The organism is Kitasatospora sp. NPDC089509, assembly GCF_044749365.1.
Classification (GTDB): Bacteria; Actinomycetota; Actinomycetes; order Streptomycetales; family Streptomycetaceae; genus Kitasatospora.
Genome location: NZ_JBIVHS010000018.1, coordinates 33,146 through 49,705, shown reverse-complemented (window position 1 = coordinate 49,705; position 16,560 = coordinate 33,146). Strand labels below are relative to the sequence as shown.

Below are 16,560 nucleotides of genomic sequence, written 5' to 3'. Positions count from 1 at the left end.
TTAGGATGGCCCCCGAAAGGGGGTGCCGGATGGCACGCAGGGGTGGAGAGCTGGAGGCGTTCACCGCCTTCCTGGGCGGACTGCTGGCGGCCGGGCTGACGGCGCTGGCGATGGCGGGCGTCGGCCTGACGGTCAGGCCGACGCCCACCCTGAAGTCGGCGGCGCTGGTGACGCTCGGCGCGGTCTGGCTGACCGTCACCACCACCGTCTACCTGCGGCTCAAGCCGCGCGACTGAGCCCGGCTCAGCCCTCGAAGTCCCGGGCCGCGGACAGCTCGTAGGCGCGGTCCGGCTCGGTGAGCGCGGCCAGCACCTCGAAGCGCCGGTGCCACTGCCCGACCGACCAGGCGAGCCCGGCCGCCAGGCCCTCCGGGGTGGCCGCGTGCAGCAGTCCGGGCACCGGCGGGACGTCGAACTCGTCCTCCTCGTCGGCGGCTTCGGCCAGCTCCGGGTCGTACGGCGGCTCGGGGGCGTCCGCCTCGCGGTCCCACCGCCAGTCGACCGCGGCCTCGCCGCCGTCCGGGCCGACCACCAGCAGCTCCTCGTGCTCCTCGTAGGCGACCGGGCAGCCGGGCAGCAGCTCCCGCACCACCGCCGGGACCCGGTGCAGCACGCCCTCGGAGAGCACCCGCCCACCGGCCACCTCGCTGGCCAGCGACACGTGCAGCCGCTCCGCGAGGTCCGCGGCGAGCGCCGGCGCGACCGGCAACAGCGGGTACGGGTGCAGCAGTTGGACCAGGTCGGGGGCGTCGGCGACGACCGCCTCGGTGGCGTCCACCACCACCGTGTGGTCCGGGCGGCGGCCGGTCGCCGGGTCCAGCGGCGGCAACGCCCGCACCACGTCCAGCGGTTCGATCCGCTCCCGGTCGATCCGGGCCAACGCGGTGTGGATGCCGTGCAGTTGGCGGTGCCCGACCTCGGCGGCCGGATCGGTCAGCCGGTCCAGCACCTCGTCCGGGCCGTGCACCTCGGCGAGCAGCGCGGTCAGCGTGGTGCGCACCCCGAGCGCGTGCAGGAACTGCTCGTCCAGGGTGGTGCGGGCCTCGTCGTACAGGCCGCGCAGCAGCGGGTCGGCCCCGGCGGCGCGCAGCCCGGCGGGCTCCCGGCCGGCCAGCACCGGGTGGTCGCGCAGCCACCAGGCGGTGTACGGCGGCAGATCGGCGTAGGTGCCGTCCGGCAGCAGGGTGCGCACCGGGCCGACCACGGCGTCCCGGTACGGCGGGCGGGCCAGCGCGGCCAGCGCCTCCGGCCAGGCGTCGTCGTCCACCAGGTCGAGGTCCCGGACGGCCAGCAGCTCGGCGGCCACCGGCGGCACCCCGACCGCCTCGTCGGCGTTCAGCGCCTCCAGGACGTCCTCGGCCCACTCGGCGAGACCGTCCGGCGCCTCGTCCAGCAGCCCGGTGGGGTGGCCGCCGGCCGCCCGGTCGGCCGGCACGGTCGGGTCCAGCCGCTCCAGGTCGTCCGGGTCCAGCACCACGTCCTCGGCCCGCACCAGCACGAAGTCGGCCAGCACGCCGACCGCCGCGAGCACCTCGGGGCCCCAGCGCTCCAGCAGCTCGTCGTCCACCCAGCCGGCGTCCTCCTCGCGCGCCAGCGCGGCGAACGGGCTGCCGGGCAGCACCAGTTCACCGGCCCGGGCGGGCTCGCCCTCGTCGTCCAGCAGCGCCAGCCGGGCCAGCCAGGGGTGCTCCCCCACGGCCGGGGCGGCCGCCTTCACCAGGGCCAGCACGGCGTCGGCCAGCTCCAGCGCGGCGTCCAGGTCCTCGTCGGCCAGCTCGTACGAACGGGCCACCGCGGCCCGCACCTCGGGGGTGTCCAGCACGCCCGCCGGGGTGGCGGTGCCGGCGCCCAGCTTGGCCAGCAGCGGGTGGGCGGCCTCCGGGTGGGCCAGCCGCAGGTCGAGCGCGGCCAGCGCCCCGGCCAGCGACTCGGGGTAGCCGGGGAAGGCCGCCCAGTCGGCGTCCTCCGAGGGCAGCAGGACCCGCCGCGGCCCGGTGACCGTCCGCCCGTCGGCGAGCGGCACCGGCAGCGCGCCGAGCGCCTCCGGGTCGGCCGCGCCGAGCGCCGCGTACAGGTTGCGCCACCAGGCCGGGTCCCGGTCCAGCCCGCCGAGCTGGTCCACCACCTCGGCCAGCGGCACCCGGCGCACGTTCAGCACCCGCAGCTCGGTGCGCCGCTCCAGCCCGGCCGGCAGCAGCCCGGGGAAGATCGGCGCGAGCGCCTCCACCACCGAGCCGTCCGCGCCCTCCAGCAGCGTCGCGTCCCGCGGCCGCAGCGCGGGCGTGCCCTCCTCGACCCCGCCGGGGTGCGGCAGGAACGGCGTACCGGGCAGCCGGGACAGCACCGCCGCGCGCAGCGCGTTGTCCAGCGCGCCCTGCCCGAGCGGGCCGGGGACCAGCCCGAGCGAGCCGAGGTCCGCGCCGCGGGCGCGCAGCAGCTCGGTGTAGCTGTCGGCGGCCCGCTCGGTGAGGAAGTCGGCCAGCGCGCCGGGGGCGAGGTGCCGGCGGGTGGAGTCCAGCGGGTAGGAGGCGATCAGCAGCGCGGGAAGGCCGATCGGCTCGTCGCTGGGGGTGGGCGCGTGCAGCACCGGCGCGATGGCCGGCCGCTGCGGGGTGCCGTCCGCCGCCACCGGGACGGCCCAGGTCACCGTCCAGTACGGGCGGGCGCGCTCCTCGGTGGGCCGGTCGGCGAGCAGCTCGGCGTCCAGCCGACCGGAGGCGCCGGTGGTCTGCCAGACGGTGCGCCGCAGCCGGCCGTCGCCGTCGTCGGTGACGGTGACCTCGGTGACGCCGTCCGGGCGCGGCTCGGCGGCGCCGCGGGTGAGCATCCGGGTGCCCTCCGGGGTCTCCACCACGACCTCGGCCAGCCCGGGCAGGGTGAGCAGCAGGGCGTCGTCGATGCCGGCCAGCAGCCGCCGGGTCAGATCCTCCGCGGCGGCGTCCCGAAGCGGCAGCACCACCACGGTGTCGTAGCCCTCGGGCGCCGGGCCCTCGGCGGCGAACGGCAGCCGCAGCAGCGGCACGTGGCCGTCCCGGCGACGCAGCTCGTCGGTCAGCGCGGGCTGCGCCTCGGCGAGCGAGCGGGCCTCGCCCAGCGACCAGCGCACCCCGCCCGCGGCGCCGAGCACGGCGGGCTCGTCGGTGACCGCGAGGACGGCGGCGAAGCCGACGCCGAACCGGCCCACCGCGGGCTGCTCACCGCGCTTGGAGGAGGCCCGCAGGGTGGACAGCGACTCGACGGCCGCCGCGTCCAGCGGGGCACCGGTGTTGGCCGCGGCCAGCACGCCGTCCGCCAGGGTCAGCCGCAGCCGCCCGGGGCCGTGCCCGGCCCGCATCGCCGCGTCGGCCGCGTTCTGCGCCAACTCGACCACCAGGCGGTCGCGGTAGCCGCCGAGCGCCAACTCCTCCTCGGCGTTGGCGTCCTCCCGGAACCTGGCCGGCGAGGCGGCCCAGGCGTCCAGCACCCGCCGGCGCAGCGCGGCGCTCCCGAACGGGTCCGCGAGGTGCTCGTCCGTGCCGCTGCCGATGATCCGAGGTTCCACGGGACCTGCCGCCTTCCGCCGCCCTGTACGTCGTAGGGCATTCTTCCCTGCCCCACCGACTGCTCCCGACCACCGCCCGGCCCGGCGCCGCCTCCGCACCGGATCCGACGCCCGGACGCACGGCGGCGAGGGCCCGTCAGGGCGGGCCCGCCGACCTCGGACGACGCGGGGTGAGGGCCCGTCGGTGCACACCCCGACCGCGGCGGCGGGCGGGTCCCGTCGGCCGGCGCCCCACCGGGCCGGCCGACGGTCCGTCCCGGCTCCGACGCTCCGTGGGCGATCGCCCGTCAGCGATCGTCCTGCCGGTCCGGTGCTCCCGCCCCTCGGGCGTTCGCCAGGCGGAGGTGAGGTGCCGTCGGCCGGCACCCCACTGCCTGGACCGACGGCACCCCGGCTGCCGCCCCCGGGCTGGGGGTCCCCACGGACGACAGGAAGGCCGGGGCCCCGCAGCTGAGCGGAACCCCCCTACCCGGTTGAACGCCGCGGCCCGCCCCACCGGTTCAGTGGGACGGGCCGCGGAAGCGGGGCGGGCTCAGGAGTGGCCGAGCTCCTCGGCCGGGGCGTCCGGCTCGACCGAGCCGGAGGAGCGGTCCGGGTGCAGCTGCAGCGGCTCCACCACCAGCTCGTCCAGGATCAGCTCGGACGGCGCCGGCGGGGCCGGGATGACGGCCGCCTCGGAGTGCCCGCCGCAGCCGTACGCGAAGGAGACGATCTGGCCGTCGGCCGGGCCGAACTCGTTGCCGCACACGCCGAAGGCCTGTCCGAGCGAGCCGCCGATCGGGATCAGGAAGCCGCAGCTGCCGCACGCGGCCGGAGCGGCCTGCGCCATCGGGGTCTGCGGGCCGTGCGCCTTCTCCCAGCGGTCGGCGGCCAGGTGCAGCCCGAGCCGGGACAGCACCCGGCTGCGGCCCAGGCCGAGTTCCTCGGCCACCGCGTTGATCTGCGCGCGGGCCGGGGCGGGCTGGACGTGCGGGTCGCTGACCACCACGTCCTCCTCGGCCACCAGGGCGACCGCGGAGTTCGGCGCGGGCTCGTCGTCGCCGGTCCAGCCCGGCTCCAGCCGCAGGTCGTCGGCCCCGGTGGGCAGCAGGTCGCCGGGGCCCATGTCGCCCGGGCGCAGCCGCTCGCTCCACGGCACCCACTCGGGCGCCAGCACCGCGTCGGGGCCGGGCAGCAGCACGACCTCGTCCAGGGTGACGTTCTTCGCGCGCGGCGCGCGGGCGACGGTGACCGCCCAGTGCCAGCCGCGGTAGGCCGCGTCCAGGCACTCGAAGCTGTGGGTGACGACGCGGTCGGCGTCCGCCTGCACGCCCAGGTGCGGCCCAACGGCCTCCGGCCCGACCGCCTCCTCGGCAGCCTGACGGGCGAGTTCGACGGCCTCGGCACAGAGCCGGTCGGGGGTACGGCTTCGCATCGCAGCACTCACGGCGTCGATTCTCTCCCAGTTCTTCTGTCGCCCACGGCGTGTTGCCTTCTCCGTCGCGGCTCGGTAGTCCCTCGTCCATTCTGCGCGACCCGGGGCCGCCTCGGGTACCGACCGCGCCGCTCGTCCGGCCTGCCGGCGACCCGGCGCCCCGGCGGGCGGGCCCTGGGGCAGGCTACCCGCCGGTCGGCGCCCCGGCACAGTCCGGGGCGGAGCCGAACCTTCCGGGGCCGCGCCGAGTGGGGCCGATTCCCGCGTCACTCCGGCGAATCTGGGGCAGGATGGGGCTTGTGGCGGACCACGACCCGTCGCAGCACGCACCGCGTGCCTCGCAGGCCGGAGGCCCCGACGAGGCGGACGCGGCGCCGCGACAGCAGCCTCCCGTCCCCGCTGCGGGCGAACCGCAGCCGGTGGGCGGCGACGGGGCGTCCGCCCCCGTGGACCTGCTCAAGGCCCCGGCCGAGGAATCCGCCGGCCCCGCGGGCCGCACGGACCTCCCGGAGCCGGAACCGGAAGCGGAGCCGGAACCGGAGCCGGACGACGAGGACGCCCCCGAACCCCGCCGCAACCTCCTGGTCCGCGCCGCCTCCGCCGTCGGCCTGGGCACCGGGAAGCTGGTGCACGGCACCGGCCGCCGGATCCGCCGCGCCACCTCGGCCGAGGGAGCCGGCGAGTCGGGCCTGGCGAAGCTGATCGAACTGCACGCGCTGAACTCCTTCGGCGACATGCTGATCACCATCGCGCTGGCCTCGACCATCTTCTTCTCCGTCCCCACCGGCGAGGCCCGCGGCCGGGTCGCCCTCTACCTGCTGATCACGATGGCCCCGTTCGCCCTGCTGGCCCCGGTGATCGGCCCGCTGCTGGACCGGCTGCCGCACGGCCGCCGGGCGGCCATGGCGATGTCGATGCTGGCCCGGGCCGTCCTGGCCTGGACGATGGCCGGGGTGATCTCCGGCGGCGGCATCGCGCTCTACCCGGAGGCGCTGGGCGTGCTGGTGGCGTCCAAGGCGTACGGCGTGGTGCGCAGCGTCGTGGTCCCCCGGCTGCTGCCGAGCCGGCTGTCGCTGGTGAAGGCGAACTCCCGGGTCACCCTGGCCGGGCTGCTGGCCACCGGGGTGGCGGCCGGGGTCGGCGGGCTGCTGCACCTGATCGGGCCCGGCTGGCCGCTGCGCGGCGCCTTCCTGGTGTTCGTGATCGGCACCCTGATGGCCTTCCACCTGCCGCACACGGTCGACTCGGCGAAGGGCGAGCAGCGGGCCGTGCTGCACGCCGAGGTGCCCGGCGAGGTGCCCGGCGAGGGCGGGGCCTCGCACCTGATCCACCACCGGCCGCCGAAGGTGAAGGCCTCGCTGCGCACCGTCGGCCCCTCGGTGGTGCTGGCGCTGCGGGCGATGGCGGGGATGCGCTGGCTGGTCGGCTTCCTGGTGTTCTTCCTGGCCTTCCTGCTGCGCACCGACCCGATCGGCGGCCTGCGGCCGACCCTGGCGCTGGGCCTGGTGGCACTGGCGGCCGGGACGGGCAACGCGCTGGGCTCGGTGCTCGGCTCCTGGCTGCGCACCCGCGGCCCGGAGGCGACGGTCACCGCGATGCTGCTGCTGGCGACCTGTGTGACGGGCGCGGCCGCGCTCTGGTACGGCGTGGTGACGGTGGTCCTGGTCGCCGGGGTGTCCGGGATGGCGGCCTCGCTGGGCAAGCTGGCGCTGGACGCGCTGATCCAGCGGGACGTCCCGGAGGCGGTCCGGACCTCGGCGTTCGCCCGCTCGGAGACCCTGATGCAGATGTCCTGGGTGGCCGGCGGCGGGGTCGGCATCCTGCTCCCGTTGAACGGGGTGCTGGGCCTGTCGATCGCCGCCGGGGTGGTCGGCCTGGTGCTGCTGTGGACGGCCCGTTCGCTGCTGCGGCTGGGTCTGCGGCGGCACCCGGCCGCGCCCCGGGTGGCCTGAACCGGCCGTCCGCAACACGCGGTGGCCGACCCCCGCGTAGCGTGATCGGCCGGGCCCGGTAGATTCTGATCCATGAGCCTCAATACCCGTGTCATCGCCGCCCTCGGCGCCGTCGTCGTGGTCGGCGCGGCCACGGTCGGCACCTCCGTCGCGATCGCCGCCGGACAGACCGAGCACAGCTCCCACCGGGCCACCCTCCAGGTCGGCACCACGTCGGTCGCCGCGGACCCGCTGTGCTGGAACGACGGCAGCCCGCTGACCGACGACCAGCAGGACCAGTGCCGGACCAAGGCCAACGACGCGCTGGCGAACGGCAGCCTGCCGCAGTCCGACGTGCGGGCGAGCGACCGGATCGGCGTCGGCGTCAGCCCGAACGTCGCCAAGACCGGCTGGTGGGCCTCCACCAACGGCGGCTCCTCCAGCCAGGGCGGGCAGACCAGCCTGTTCTCGTACGCCCAGGGCCCGACCTTCTCCGGCTCCCAGCCGGCCGGCAAGCTGCTGAACTCCAGCGGCAAGACCGTGGTCACCGTGGTCGAGATCGACAAGAAGTCGGAGAGCCCGATCGCCGTCTGGTACTTCCAGACGAACACCAAGGACAGCTGACGCTCCCGCGATGAGCGCGCACGTCGACGACGAGCAGCCGGGCCCGTTCGGGGCCCGGCTGCTCGTCGTCGTCGCGGTGTCCGCCGAGGCCGAGGCGGTGCTGCGCGGCCTGCCGCCGGGCGCCGCCGACCTCACGCTGCCCGGCGGGGTGCTGCACCGCTGCGCGGGCGCGCCGGTGGACGTACTGGCCAGCGGGGTCGGCCCGGCCGCCGCCGCGGCCGCCACCGCCACCGCGCTGGCGGCCCGGCCGTACGGTCTGGTCGCCTCCGCCGGGATCGCCGGCGGCTTCGCCCCGCACGCGCCGGTCGGCGCGACCGTGCTGGCCTCGGCGATCGTGGCCGCCGACCTCGGCGCGGAGACCCCCGAGGGCTTCGCCGACGTCACCGAGCTGGGCTTCGGCACCGCCCGGCACACCCCTGCCCCGGCCGTTGTCGCGTGGACCGCCCGGGCCCTGGCGGCCTGCGGCGTCGAGGCCGTGACCGGCCCGGTGCTGACCGTCTCCACCGTCACCGGCAGCGCCGAGCGCGCCGCCACGCTGGCCGCCCGGCACCCGGGCGCCGCGGCCGAGGCGATGGAGGGCTTCGGCGTGGCCGAGGCCGCCGCCCGCTTCGGCGTACCGGCCTTCGAGCTGCGCACCGTGTCCAACCCGGTGGGCCCGCGCGACCGGTCCGCCTGGCGGATCGGCGAGGCGCTGGCCGCCCTGGAGTCGGCCTTCGCCGCGCTGCCCGTCCGAGAACTGATCCAGGAGGCCGACCGTGACTGAACGGCTGAGCATCGCGTACTCGCCCTGTCCGAACGACACCTTCGTGTTCCACGCCTGGGCGCACGGCGCCGTCCCCGGGGCGGACGCCCCCGAGGTGACCTTCGCCGACATCGACGTCACCAACGGCCTGGCCGAGCGCGGCGAGCTGGACGTGCTGAAGATCAGCTACGGCGCGCTGCCCTGGGTCCTGGACGAGTACGCCCTGCTGCCCTGCGGCGGCGCACTGGGCCGCGGCTGCGGCCCGCTGGTGCTCACCCGGCCCGGCACGGACTCCGCCGCGGACCTCGCCGGGAAGACCGTCGCGGTGCCCTCCGAGCGCTCCACCGCCTACCTGCTGTTCCGGCTCTGGGCGGCGAAGGCGGTGCCGGGCGGCTTCGGCGAGATCGTCGTCCTGCCGTTCCACGAGATCATGCCCGCCGTCCGGGACGGCCGGGTGGACGCCGGGCTGGTCATCCACGAGGCCCGCTTCACCTACGGGCAGTACGGCCTGCACAGCCTGGCCGACATGGGCGAGGCCTGGGAGCGGGAGACCGGCCTGCCGATCCCGCTGGGCGCGATCGTCGCCCGGCGTTCGCTGGGCGCCGAGCGGCTGCGCGGACTCGCGGAGACGATCCGCAGCTCCGTCCGGCAGGCCTGGGCGGACCCGGCGGCCAGCCGGGAGTACGTGCTGGCGCACGCCCAGGAGATGGACCCGGCCGTCGCCGACCAGCACATCGGGCTGTACGTCAACGAGTTCACCGCCGACCTCGGCGAGGAGGGCTACGAAGCCGTCCGCGCACTGCTCACCCGGGCCGCCGCGGAGGGGCTGGTGCCCCCGCTCGACCCGGGTGCGCTCGCGTTCCAGGGCGCGTCACAGACGCCCTGAACCCCGCTCCGGGGCTCAGACGTCGAACTGGTCGGCCACCGCGCGCAGCAGGCCGGCCAGCTTCTGGCCGGTCGGCTTGGCCGGGTAGCGGCCGCGCTGGAGGCCGGGCAGCACCGCGTCCAGGGTGGTGATCAGGTCCTGGACGATCGGTGCCATGTCGTCGGCACTCCGGCGCTGGGCGGCGGCCACCGACGGCAGGGCCTCCAGCAGCTGCACGGACATCGCCTGGTCCCCGCGGTGACCGGCGACCACGCCGAACTCGACCCGCTGGCCCGGCTTCAGCACGGTGACACCGGCGGGCAGTGCCTTGGTGTGGACGAAGACGTCGCCACCGTCGTCGCGCGACAGGAAGCCGAAGCCCTTCGTCTCGTTGAACCACTTGACCTGGCCGGTGGGCATCTCGAACAGTCCTCGAATGGGTGTGAGGGATCCCGGCCCTGGCCGGGGATCACTGGGTGGTGTGGGAAGAAGACGGCCGACCTCGGCTCGGCGCCCGTGGGCGCACCCGGCCGGCGCGATGTCAGGAGCAGACTAACGGTCCGTCACGGCCTCATCGGCGTTCCGCGATGGATCCGCGTTCCGAGGCCCGCTCGGGGCGTCGGGAACGCGGGGATCTCACGGCCGCCGGCGACCCGGTACTGGCACGGCCGGGGCGCGGTTCGGCGCAGTCCATCGGCTCACACCCCCGGGTCTGAGGACACGGGACGCCCTTGTAGCGCCCCTCGGCACCCCGTGCATACCCCCGCCCAGCAGGGATCAAAACGCATCGCTGCCGAGAAACTGCGCAACGTGACCGAACCGCTCCGGTGAGCCGCCCCGGCGGGCGTTCTGCCAGACTGGGGGCCGCAGACCGGGGCCCGCGCGGGGCCGCCCGGCGCAGCCCCGAGGAGTGAGCGGACGTGAGCAGCCAGAGCGCCGAACCCGGCGACGTGTACGTCAACGCCGGGACGGTCGTGTTCGCCCTCGGCGCGCTCGCCACCCTGATCACCTTCGTCCCGCTGTTCCTGCACCTGACGCCGCTGCCGACGGCGATGTACTGGCTGAGCATGCTGATGCCGGCCGGGTTCCTGTCCGCGCTGACCGGGCTGTTCCTGAACGCCCGGGCCCAGCGCCGCCGGGTGGAGCCCCAGGTCTAGACCGAGGCGAGGTGCCGGTCGAGCCACTCCGGGAAGCCGGCGAGGTCGGCCAGCACCACGTCCGCCCCGGCCTCGCGCAGCTCGTCCGCGCCGTACGGGCCGGTGGCCACCGCGACCGCGACGGCGTCCGCGCTCCGGGCGCCCACGATGTCGCCGAGGTGGTCGCCGACGTAGATGCTCGCGCCGTTCGCGCGCAGCGCCTCGCCCTTGGTCTCCGCCCAGAGGTCGCCGACCACGGCGTCCGCGGCGATCCCGGCGTGCTCCAGGTGGAGGCGGGCGTTGGGCTCGTACTTGCCGGTGATCACCGCGATCCGGCCGCCGCGGGCGCGGACCGCCTCCACCGCGGCGAGGGCGCCGGGCAGCGGAACGGTCGGGGCGAAGGCGTGGTCGCGGTAGAGCTCGCGGTAGCGGTTCGCGGCCCGCTCGGCCTCCTCCGCCGGGAACCAGTTGCGGATCTCGTCCAGCAGCGGCGGGCCGAGCCGGGTGACCACCAGGTCGGCGTCGACGTAGGTGCCGGTCTCGGCGGACAGCGCCTGGTAGGTGGCCCGGATGCCGGGCCTGGTGTCCAGCAGCGTCATGTCGAGGTCGAAGCCGACGGTGAGCGGGGCGGGGGAGGTCGCGGGCATGCCGCCAGGCTACTCAACGGGCTCCGGCGTGACGAAGCGATTTGCCCCGCCTCCGAGCCGGAACTTAGGTTTGCCTGAGTTTTCCGCGGAGAGGGCTCATGACCGACACCACCGCACCACCGGGCAAGCGGCGGACACCCCGTCACCGAATACTGTGGCTCGCCGCCGCGCTGGCCGTGCTGGCCGTCGCGGTGCTGCTGAGCCTGGCCGTCGGCAGCCGTACCGTGCCGTTCTCCGAGACCGTCGACGCGCTGCTGCACGGCGGCGGCTCGGCGAACGCGGTGGTGGTCCGCGAGCTGCGGCTGCCGCGGACGGTCGTCGGGCTGGCCGTCGGCGCGGCGCTCGGGCTGGCCGGGGCCGTCATGCAGGGCCTGACCCGCAATCCGATCGCCGACCCGGGCATCCTCGGCGTCTCGCAGGGCGCGGCGGCGGGCGTCGTGGTCGCCATCTCCGGCTTCGGGGTCTCCACCCTCACCGGGTACGTCTGGTTCGGCTTCGCGGGCGCCGTGGTCGCCACCGTGCTGGTGTACGGCCTGGCCGGGCGCGGCCGGGGCGGGGCCACCCCGATCAAGCTGGCGCTGGCCGGCTCGGCGATGTCCGCGTTCATCGCCTCGCTGAACACCCTGGTGCTGACCACCGACGCGGCCACCATGGACCAGTTCCGGTTCTGGCACGTCGGCTCGCTCTCCGGGCGGACCGCGGACGTGGCCTGGCAGCTGCTGCCCTTCCTGGCCGTCGGCACACTGCTGGTGGTGTCCGTGGCCCGGGGGCTGGACGCGTTGGCGCTCGGCGAGGACACCGCGAAGGGCCTGGGCGCGAAGACCGGCCTGGTCCGGGTCGTCGGCGCGCTCGGCGCCACCGTGCTGACCGGCTCGGCGGTCGCCGCGGCCGGCCCGATCGCCTTCATCGGCCTCGCCGTCCCGCACGCCGCCCGGGCCGTCGCCGGAGCCGACCACCGCTGGATCCTGGCCTTCTCCGCCGTCCTCGGCCCGGCCCTGCTGCTGCTCGCCGACACCCTGGGCCGGGTGCTGTTCCCGCCCTCGGAGGTCCCGGCGGGCGTGATGACGGCGCTGGTGGGGGTGCCGGTGCTGGTCGCGCTGGTGCGTCGCCGGAAGGTGGTGGCGGCATGACCTCGGTCTCCCTGCGCGGGTACTCCGTGGTACGGGCCGGGCGGGCCTCCTTCCTGCTGCACCGGCGTTCGGCGTTCGCCGCCACCGGCCTGCTGGTGGCGCTGGCGGCGACCGTGGTGGCCTCGCTCTGCTTCGGCGAGTCGACCGTCTCGCCCGGCGAGGTGGTCAAGGTGGTGCTCGGGCAGCCGAGCCCGGACGAGCTGGTGGTCGGCGAGTTCCGGCTGCCCCGGGTGGTGGTCGGACTGCTGGTCGGGGCGGCGCTCGGGCTGGCCGGGGCGCTGATCCAGACCGTCGCCCGCAATCCGCTGGCCAGCCCCGACGTGGTGGGCGTGACCTGGGGCGCGACCGCGACCGTGGTCGGGCTGACGGCGTACGGGGTGGTCGGCTCGACCGGGCAGGCGCCGTACGCGGCGGTCGGCGGCGGGCTGACGGCCGGGCTGCTGGTGTACGCGCTGGCCTGGCGGCGCGGGCTGCACGCCCAACGCTTCGTGCTGATCGGGATCGGGATCAGCGTGGCGCTGTCCTCGCTCACCTCGGTGTTCCTGACCAAGGGCGACGGCTTCCAGGCGCAGGCCGCGAAGGTCTGGATGACCGGCAGCCTGAACGGCGCCGGCTACGACCAGGCGGGCTGGCTGGCCTGGGTGCTGCTGGCGGCCCTGCCGGTGGCGCTGTGGGCGGCGCGCGCCCAGCGGTCGATCTCCTTCGACGACGCGACCGCCGTCGGCCTCGGGCTGCGGCTGGACCGGATCCGGCTCGGCATGGCACTGCTGGGCATCGTGCTGGCCTCCTGCGCGGCCGGGGCCGCCGGGCCGGTGGACTTCGTGGCGCTGATGGCCCCGCAGATCGCGCTGCGGCTGGCCCGGTCGGCGCAGGTCCCGCTGCTGTGCTCGGCGCTGACCGGCGCGCTGGTCGTGGTCCTGGCCGACCTGATCGCCCGGCGGCTGCTCGCCCCGACCGAGCTGCCGGTGGGCGTGGTGACCGGCATGGTCGGCGCGCCGTACCTGATGTGGCTGTTGATCCGATCCCGCCGTGGAGGCTCCTGATGACCGCACACCGCTTGGAGGCCCGGGGCCTCACCCTGGCCTACGAGACGCGCACGGTCGTCGAGGACCTGGACGTCGAGATCCCGGACGGGCGGGTGACGGTGATCGTCGGCCCGAACGCCTGCGGCAAGTCCACCCTGCTGCGGGCCCTCGGCCGGCTGCTGAAGCCGGTGCGCGGCGCGGTGCTGCTGGACGGGCAGGAGCTGGCGCGGATCCCGACCAGGCGGATCGCCCAGCGGCTCGGGCTGCTGCCGCAGTCGCCGACCGCCCCGGAGGGCATCTCGGTGGCGGACCTGGTCTCGCGCGGCCGCCAGCCGCACCAGAGCTGGTGGCAGCAGTGGTCGCCGGAGGACGAGGCGGCCGTCTCCGAGGCGCTGGAGCGCACCTCCACGGCGGACCTGGCCGAGCGCAGCATGGACGAGCTGTCCGGCGGCCAGCGCCAGCGGGCCTGGATCGCGATGGCGCTCGCCCAGGGCACCGACATCCTGCTGCTGGACGAGCCGACCACCTACCTGGACATCGCCCACCAGGTCGAGGTGCTGGACCTGGTCCGGCGGCTGAACGTGGAACGCGGCCGGACGGTCGTCGCCGTGCTGCACGACCTCAACCAGGCCGCCCGGTACGCCGACCACCTGGTGGCGATGCGGGACGGCCGGGTGGTCGCCCAGGGCGCCCCCGGCGAGGTGGTGACGGCGGAGCTGGTCCGGGAGGTGTTCGGGCTGGACTCGGTGGTGGTGCCGGACCCGGTGACCGGGACGCCGCTGGTCGTGCCGGGCGCGCCGTGGCGGGCACCGGCCGGGCGCGCCGACGCCGTGGACACCGCCGACACCGTGGACGCTGCCGTGGACGCCGTCGGAGATGTCAGCGCTTAACGGCTTTTTAGGCCTGATTTCGGACATAATCGACGCGCCCCCGCAGCCTCACCGCCCGAGGACCCGCCGATGCCCAGGATCGCCCGCCGTACCCTCCTCGCCGGACTCGGCGGGGCCGCGCTCACGGCGTGCACCGGCTCCGGCGGCCGTTCCGCCCAGCCGCCGACCACGGACGGCTTCGAGGCGAGCGGCAGCTTCTCCCCCACCCCGGTGCCGCCGGTCACGGTGAACGCCGCGACCGGGCCGGTGCTGGTGCCGGGCGCGCCGCTGCGGGTGGTCGTGCTGGACACCGACGTGCTGGACTCCGCGCTGACCCTGGGCATCACCCCGCTCGGCGCCGCGCTCCCGGCCGCCGACACCGGCTTCCCCGCGTACTGGCCGGCCTCCCGGACCGCGGAGATCCGGCGGGTCGGCCCGGCCGGCGCGCCCGACCTGGAGGCCGTCCGGCTGCTGCGGCCGGACGTGATCCTCTCCAACCAGGCCCGCGACGGCGACCGCTTCGACCAGCTGCGGGAGATCGCCCCGACCGTGCTCAGCCAGACCACCGGGGCGCCCTGGAAGGCCAACTTCCAGCTGCACGCCCAGGCGTTGAGCCGGGTCGCGGCCGGGGCGGCCTTCGTCGCCGCGTACCAGAAGCACGCCGGACAGGTGGCCCAGGCGCTGTCGGCGGCGAAGCTGTCGGGGCAGCGGGTGAGCCTGGTGCGGTTCACCGAGGGCGGCGGGATCCGGCTGTTCGGGCGGCAGAGCTTCCCCGGGACGGTGCTGGCCGACGCCGAGGTCGCGCGGCCCGACCCGCAGAACGTCGACCAGTCGGACTTCGAGGTCCCGCCGGACCAGATCGGCAAGGCCGACGGCGACCTGCTGCTCTACGCGACGTACGGCGACCCGGCGAAGGCGGGCACCGACGCCACCCTGGCGAGCCCCGCCTGGCAGGCGCTCGGCGCGGTCAAGGCGCACCGGGCGTTCCCGGTGGACGACCAGCTCTGGTTCCAGGGCATCGGCTACACCGGCGCCAACTTCATGCTCGACGAGCTGCAGCGCTTCCTCGGGGCCTGACTCAGGTCGAACTCGCGTAGCGGGCCGGGGAGATGCCGACCGCCGCGGTGAAGTCCCTGGTGAGATGGGCCTGATCCGCATAGCCGAGCTCGGCGGCGAGCGCGGCCAGGTCCAACATCCCGGCCGTCGCGGCGCGTTCGGCGGCCTCGTGGAGCCGGGCGCGGCGCAGCACCCACTTCGGCGAGGCGCCGACGTACTCGGCGAACAGCCGTTGCAGGCCGCGCACGGTCAGGCCCAGCTCGCGGGCCAGGTCGTCCACCCGGCACAGGTCCGGGGAGCCGGTGATCCGCTCCACCATCGCGGCGACCTCCTCGGCCACCGGGTCGGGGGCGGGCAGCCGGGGGCGGAGGAAGGCGTCCGCCGCCGCGGCGTCCGGTGCGGCGAGGAGCCGGTCGTTGCACCGGTCCGCCTCGGGGCCGAAGTAGTCGGCGGCGGGGACGGACCGGTCGGCGAGGGCGCGCACCGGGTGCCCGGCGAAGGGCCGGAAGGCGCCGGGGCGGAACTTCACGCCCAGCACGTGCCCGGCGCCCGCCAGCCGGCGGACGAAGAGCGAGCGGTCCACCCCGTACACCCGGGGCCGCGGGGCCTCGAAGACCAGGTGGACGTTGGGGTGGGCGAGCACCTTCTGCTCGTACGGCGGGTGGCCGGTGAGGTCCCAGCGGACCAGCCAGTAGAACTCCACGCAGCGCGCCACCTCGGGCGCGGGCGCGAGCCGCTCCACACTGATCCGCTCGATGGCCCTGGCGGGGTGGAGCACGCCGCGGCACTGGTCGGGGTCTGCCATGACGGCCAGGTTAGAGCCCGGCCGTCGCGTTTCTTCAAGACCGGGCGGGTCGGCCCGGCGCAGGCTTGGCGGCATGAACGCTCACCCCCTGCTTCCGCTGCTCGCCCGTGCCACCGCCGTCGCCGCCGAGGTCGCCGCCACCGTTCCGGCCGACTTCCGACCGGACGCGCCGACCCCCTGCGGGGAGTTCGACACCCGGACGCTGATCAACCACTGGGTGCTCTACACCTCGCACGGCTCGGAGCACCGGGCCCGGCGCGTCGAGCTGCCCGCGGCGCTGGTCGACCGGGACTTCACGGCGGACGCCGACTGGCGGGCGGCGTACGCGGCGCAGCTGGAGCGGGCGGTCGCGGCCTGGGGCGAGCCGGCCGTCTGGGAGGGGGACGTCGACCTGGGCGGGTCGCCGTACCCGGCGGTGGGGATCGTCCGGATGCTGGTCCTCGAACTGCTGCTGCACGGCTGGGACGTGGCACGGGCGGTCGGCGGGGAGATCACGGTGGACGGGGAACTCGCGGTGCTGGTGGGCGAGATCGTGGCCGAGAACGCCGAACTGTTCCGCCAGTACGGGGGGTTCGCGGAGCAGGTCGCGGTACCGGAGTCCGCCTCGCCGTGGGAGCGCGCGCTCGCCGCCTCGGGGCGTGACCCGCACTGGAAGGGCTGAGCCCGCCGGGGTGGGGGGGGGGGGGGGGCGGGGGCCCCCCCCGGGGGGGGGGGCCGGGGGGGGGGGGGGGGGGGGGTTTGGGGGGGGGGGGGGGGCCCGTGGGGGCGGCGGGGTG

At 76.1% G+C, this 16,560-nt stretch carries 16 protein-coding genes; 11 read left to right on the top strand and 5 right to left on the bottom strand.

What is annotated here, in order from left to right; genetic code table 11:
• Positions 1 to 29 precede the first annotated feature (29 nt).
• Complete coding sequence (locus ACIP4P_RS30410) at positions 30 to 236, top strand: hypothetical protein (RefSeq protein ID WP_400923922.1); 207 nt, start codon at positions 30 to 32, stop codon at positions 234 to 236.
• Positions 237 to 243: 7 nt separating this feature from the next.
• Here the strand turns inward: ACIP4P_RS30410 and ACIP4P_RS30405 are convergent, their stop codons facing one another.
• Positions 244 to 3,540, bottom strand: a complete 3,297-nt coding sequence (locus tag ACIP4P_RS30405; RefSeq protein ID WP_400923920.1) for a sacsin N-terminal ATP-binding-like domain-containing protein — start codon at positions 3,538 to 3,540, stop codon at positions 244 to 246.
• Positions 3,541 to 4,072: 532 nt separating this feature from the next.
• Positions 4,073 to 4,954: a DUF3027 domain-containing protein gene (locus ACIP4P_RS30400; RefSeq protein ID WP_400923918.1), complete on the bottom strand. Its 882-nt coding sequence runs from the start codon at positions 4,952 to 4,954 to the stop codon at positions 4,073 to 4,075.
• Between the two features lie 581 nt (positions 4,955 to 5,535).
• On the opposite strand from ACIP4P_RS30400, the gene ACIP4P_RS30395 reads away from it, so the two are divergent.
• The 4 genes from ACIP4P_RS30395 to ACIP4P_RS30380 all read left to right on the top strand — a co-directional run bounded on the left by ACIP4P_RS30395 (position 5,536) and on the right by ACIP4P_RS30380 (position 9,137).
• Positions 5,536 to 6,906, top strand: coding sequence for an MFS transporter (locus tag ACIP4P_RS30395; RefSeq protein WP_400924150.1), 1,371 nt, complete (start codon positions 5,536 to 5,538; stop codon positions 6,904 to 6,906).
• A gap of 72 nt (positions 6,907 to 6,978) precedes the next feature.
• Positions 6,979 to 7,509 carry a hypothetical protein gene (locus ACIP4P_RS30390; RefSeq protein ID WP_400923916.1) on the top strand — a complete coding sequence of 177 codons (531 nt, stop codon included), beginning with the start codon at positions 6,979 to 6,981 and terminating at the stop codon, positions 7,507 to 7,509.
• Between the two features lie 10 nt (positions 7,510 to 7,519).
• Positions 7,520 to 8,272, top strand: a complete 753-nt coding sequence (locus ACIP4P_RS30385) for a futalosine hydrolase (protein WP_400923914.1) — start codon at positions 7,520 to 7,522, stop codon at positions 8,270 to 8,272.
• The gene (locus ACIP4P_RS30380) at positions 8,265 to 9,137 is read left to right on the top strand and encodes a 1,4-dihydroxy-6-naphthoate synthase (RefSeq protein ID WP_400923912.1); all 873 of its coding nucleotides are present in this window, start codon (positions 8,265 to 8,267) and stop codon (positions 9,135 to 9,137) included. The genes ACIP4P_RS30385 and ACIP4P_RS30380 overlap by 8 nt, the downstream gene beginning before the upstream one ends.
• 15 nt (positions 9,138 to 9,152) lie before the next feature.
• On the opposite strand, the gene ACIP4P_RS30375 is transcribed toward ACIP4P_RS30380, so the two are convergent.
• A complete protein-coding gene (locus ACIP4P_RS30375) occupies positions 9,153 to 9,536 on the bottom strand; it encodes a cold-shock protein (RefSeq protein WP_188308195.1) in 384 nt (127 codons plus the stop codon).
• 500 nt (positions 9,537 to 10,036) lie between these two features.
• Between ACIP4P_RS30375 and ACIP4P_RS30370 the strand changes: the two genes are divergently transcribed.
• Positions 10,037 to 10,273: a hypothetical protein gene (locus ACIP4P_RS30370; protein WP_400923910.1), complete on the top strand. Its 237-nt coding sequence runs from the start codon at positions 10,037 to 10,039 to the stop codon at positions 10,271 to 10,273.
• On the opposite strand, the gene ACIP4P_RS30365 is transcribed toward ACIP4P_RS30370, so the two are convergent.
• A complete protein-coding gene (locus ACIP4P_RS30365) occupies positions 10,270 to 10,899 on the bottom strand; it encodes an HAD family hydrolase (protein WP_400923908.1) in 630 nt (209 codons plus the stop codon). The genes ACIP4P_RS30370 and ACIP4P_RS30365 overlap by 4 nt on opposite strands.
• A gap of 98 nt (positions 10,900 to 10,997) precedes the next feature.
• Between ACIP4P_RS30365 and ACIP4P_RS30360 the strand changes: the two genes are divergently transcribed.
• From ACIP4P_RS30360 to ACIP4P_RS30345, 4 genes are all read left to right on the top strand, one after another.
• The gene (locus ACIP4P_RS30360) at positions 10,998 to 12,029 is read left to right on the top strand and encodes a FecCD family ABC transporter permease (RefSeq protein WP_400923906.1); all 1,032 of its coding nucleotides are present in this window, start codon (positions 10,998 to 11,000) and stop codon (positions 12,027 to 12,029) included.
• The gene (locus tag ACIP4P_RS30355; protein ID WP_350516862.1) at positions 12,026 to 13,072 is read left to right on the top strand and encodes an iron ABC transporter permease; all 1,047 of its coding nucleotides are present in this window, start codon (positions 12,026 to 12,028) and stop codon (positions 13,070 to 13,072) included. The genes ACIP4P_RS30360 and ACIP4P_RS30355 overlap by 4 nt, the downstream gene beginning before the upstream one ends.
• The gene (locus tag ACIP4P_RS30350) at positions 13,072 to 13,944 is read left to right on the top strand and encodes an ABC transporter ATP-binding protein (RefSeq protein ID WP_400923903.1); all 873 of its coding nucleotides are present in this window, start codon (positions 13,072 to 13,074) and stop codon (positions 13,942 to 13,944) included. Before ACIP4P_RS30355 ends, ACIP4P_RS30350 begins: the two co-directional genes overlap by 1 nt.
• 69 nt (positions 13,945 to 14,013) lie before the next feature.
• On the top strand, positions 14,014 to 15,000 hold the full coding sequence (locus ACIP4P_RS30345) for an ABC transporter substrate-binding protein (RefSeq protein ID WP_400923901.1): 987 nt from the start codon (positions 14,014 to 14,016) through the stop codon (positions 14,998 to 15,000).
• Between the two features lies 1 nt (position 15,001).
• Here the strand turns inward: ACIP4P_RS30345 and ACIP4P_RS30340 are convergent, their stop codons facing one another.
• The gene (locus ACIP4P_RS30340) at positions 15,002 to 15,784 is read right to left on the bottom strand and encodes a DUF6597 domain-containing transcriptional factor (RefSeq protein ID WP_400923899.1); all 783 of its coding nucleotides are present in this window, start codon (positions 15,782 to 15,784) and stop codon (positions 15,002 to 15,004) included.
• A 73-nt stretch (positions 15,785 to 15,857) separates the two neighbouring features.
• Between ACIP4P_RS30340 and ACIP4P_RS30335 the strand changes: the two genes are divergently transcribed.
• Positions 15,858 to 16,445, top strand: a complete 588-nt coding sequence (locus tag ACIP4P_RS30335) for a TIGR03086 family metal-binding protein (protein ID WP_400923897.1) — start codon at positions 15,858 to 15,860, stop codon at positions 16,443 to 16,445.
• Positions 16,446 to 16,560: the final 115 nt, after the last annotated feature.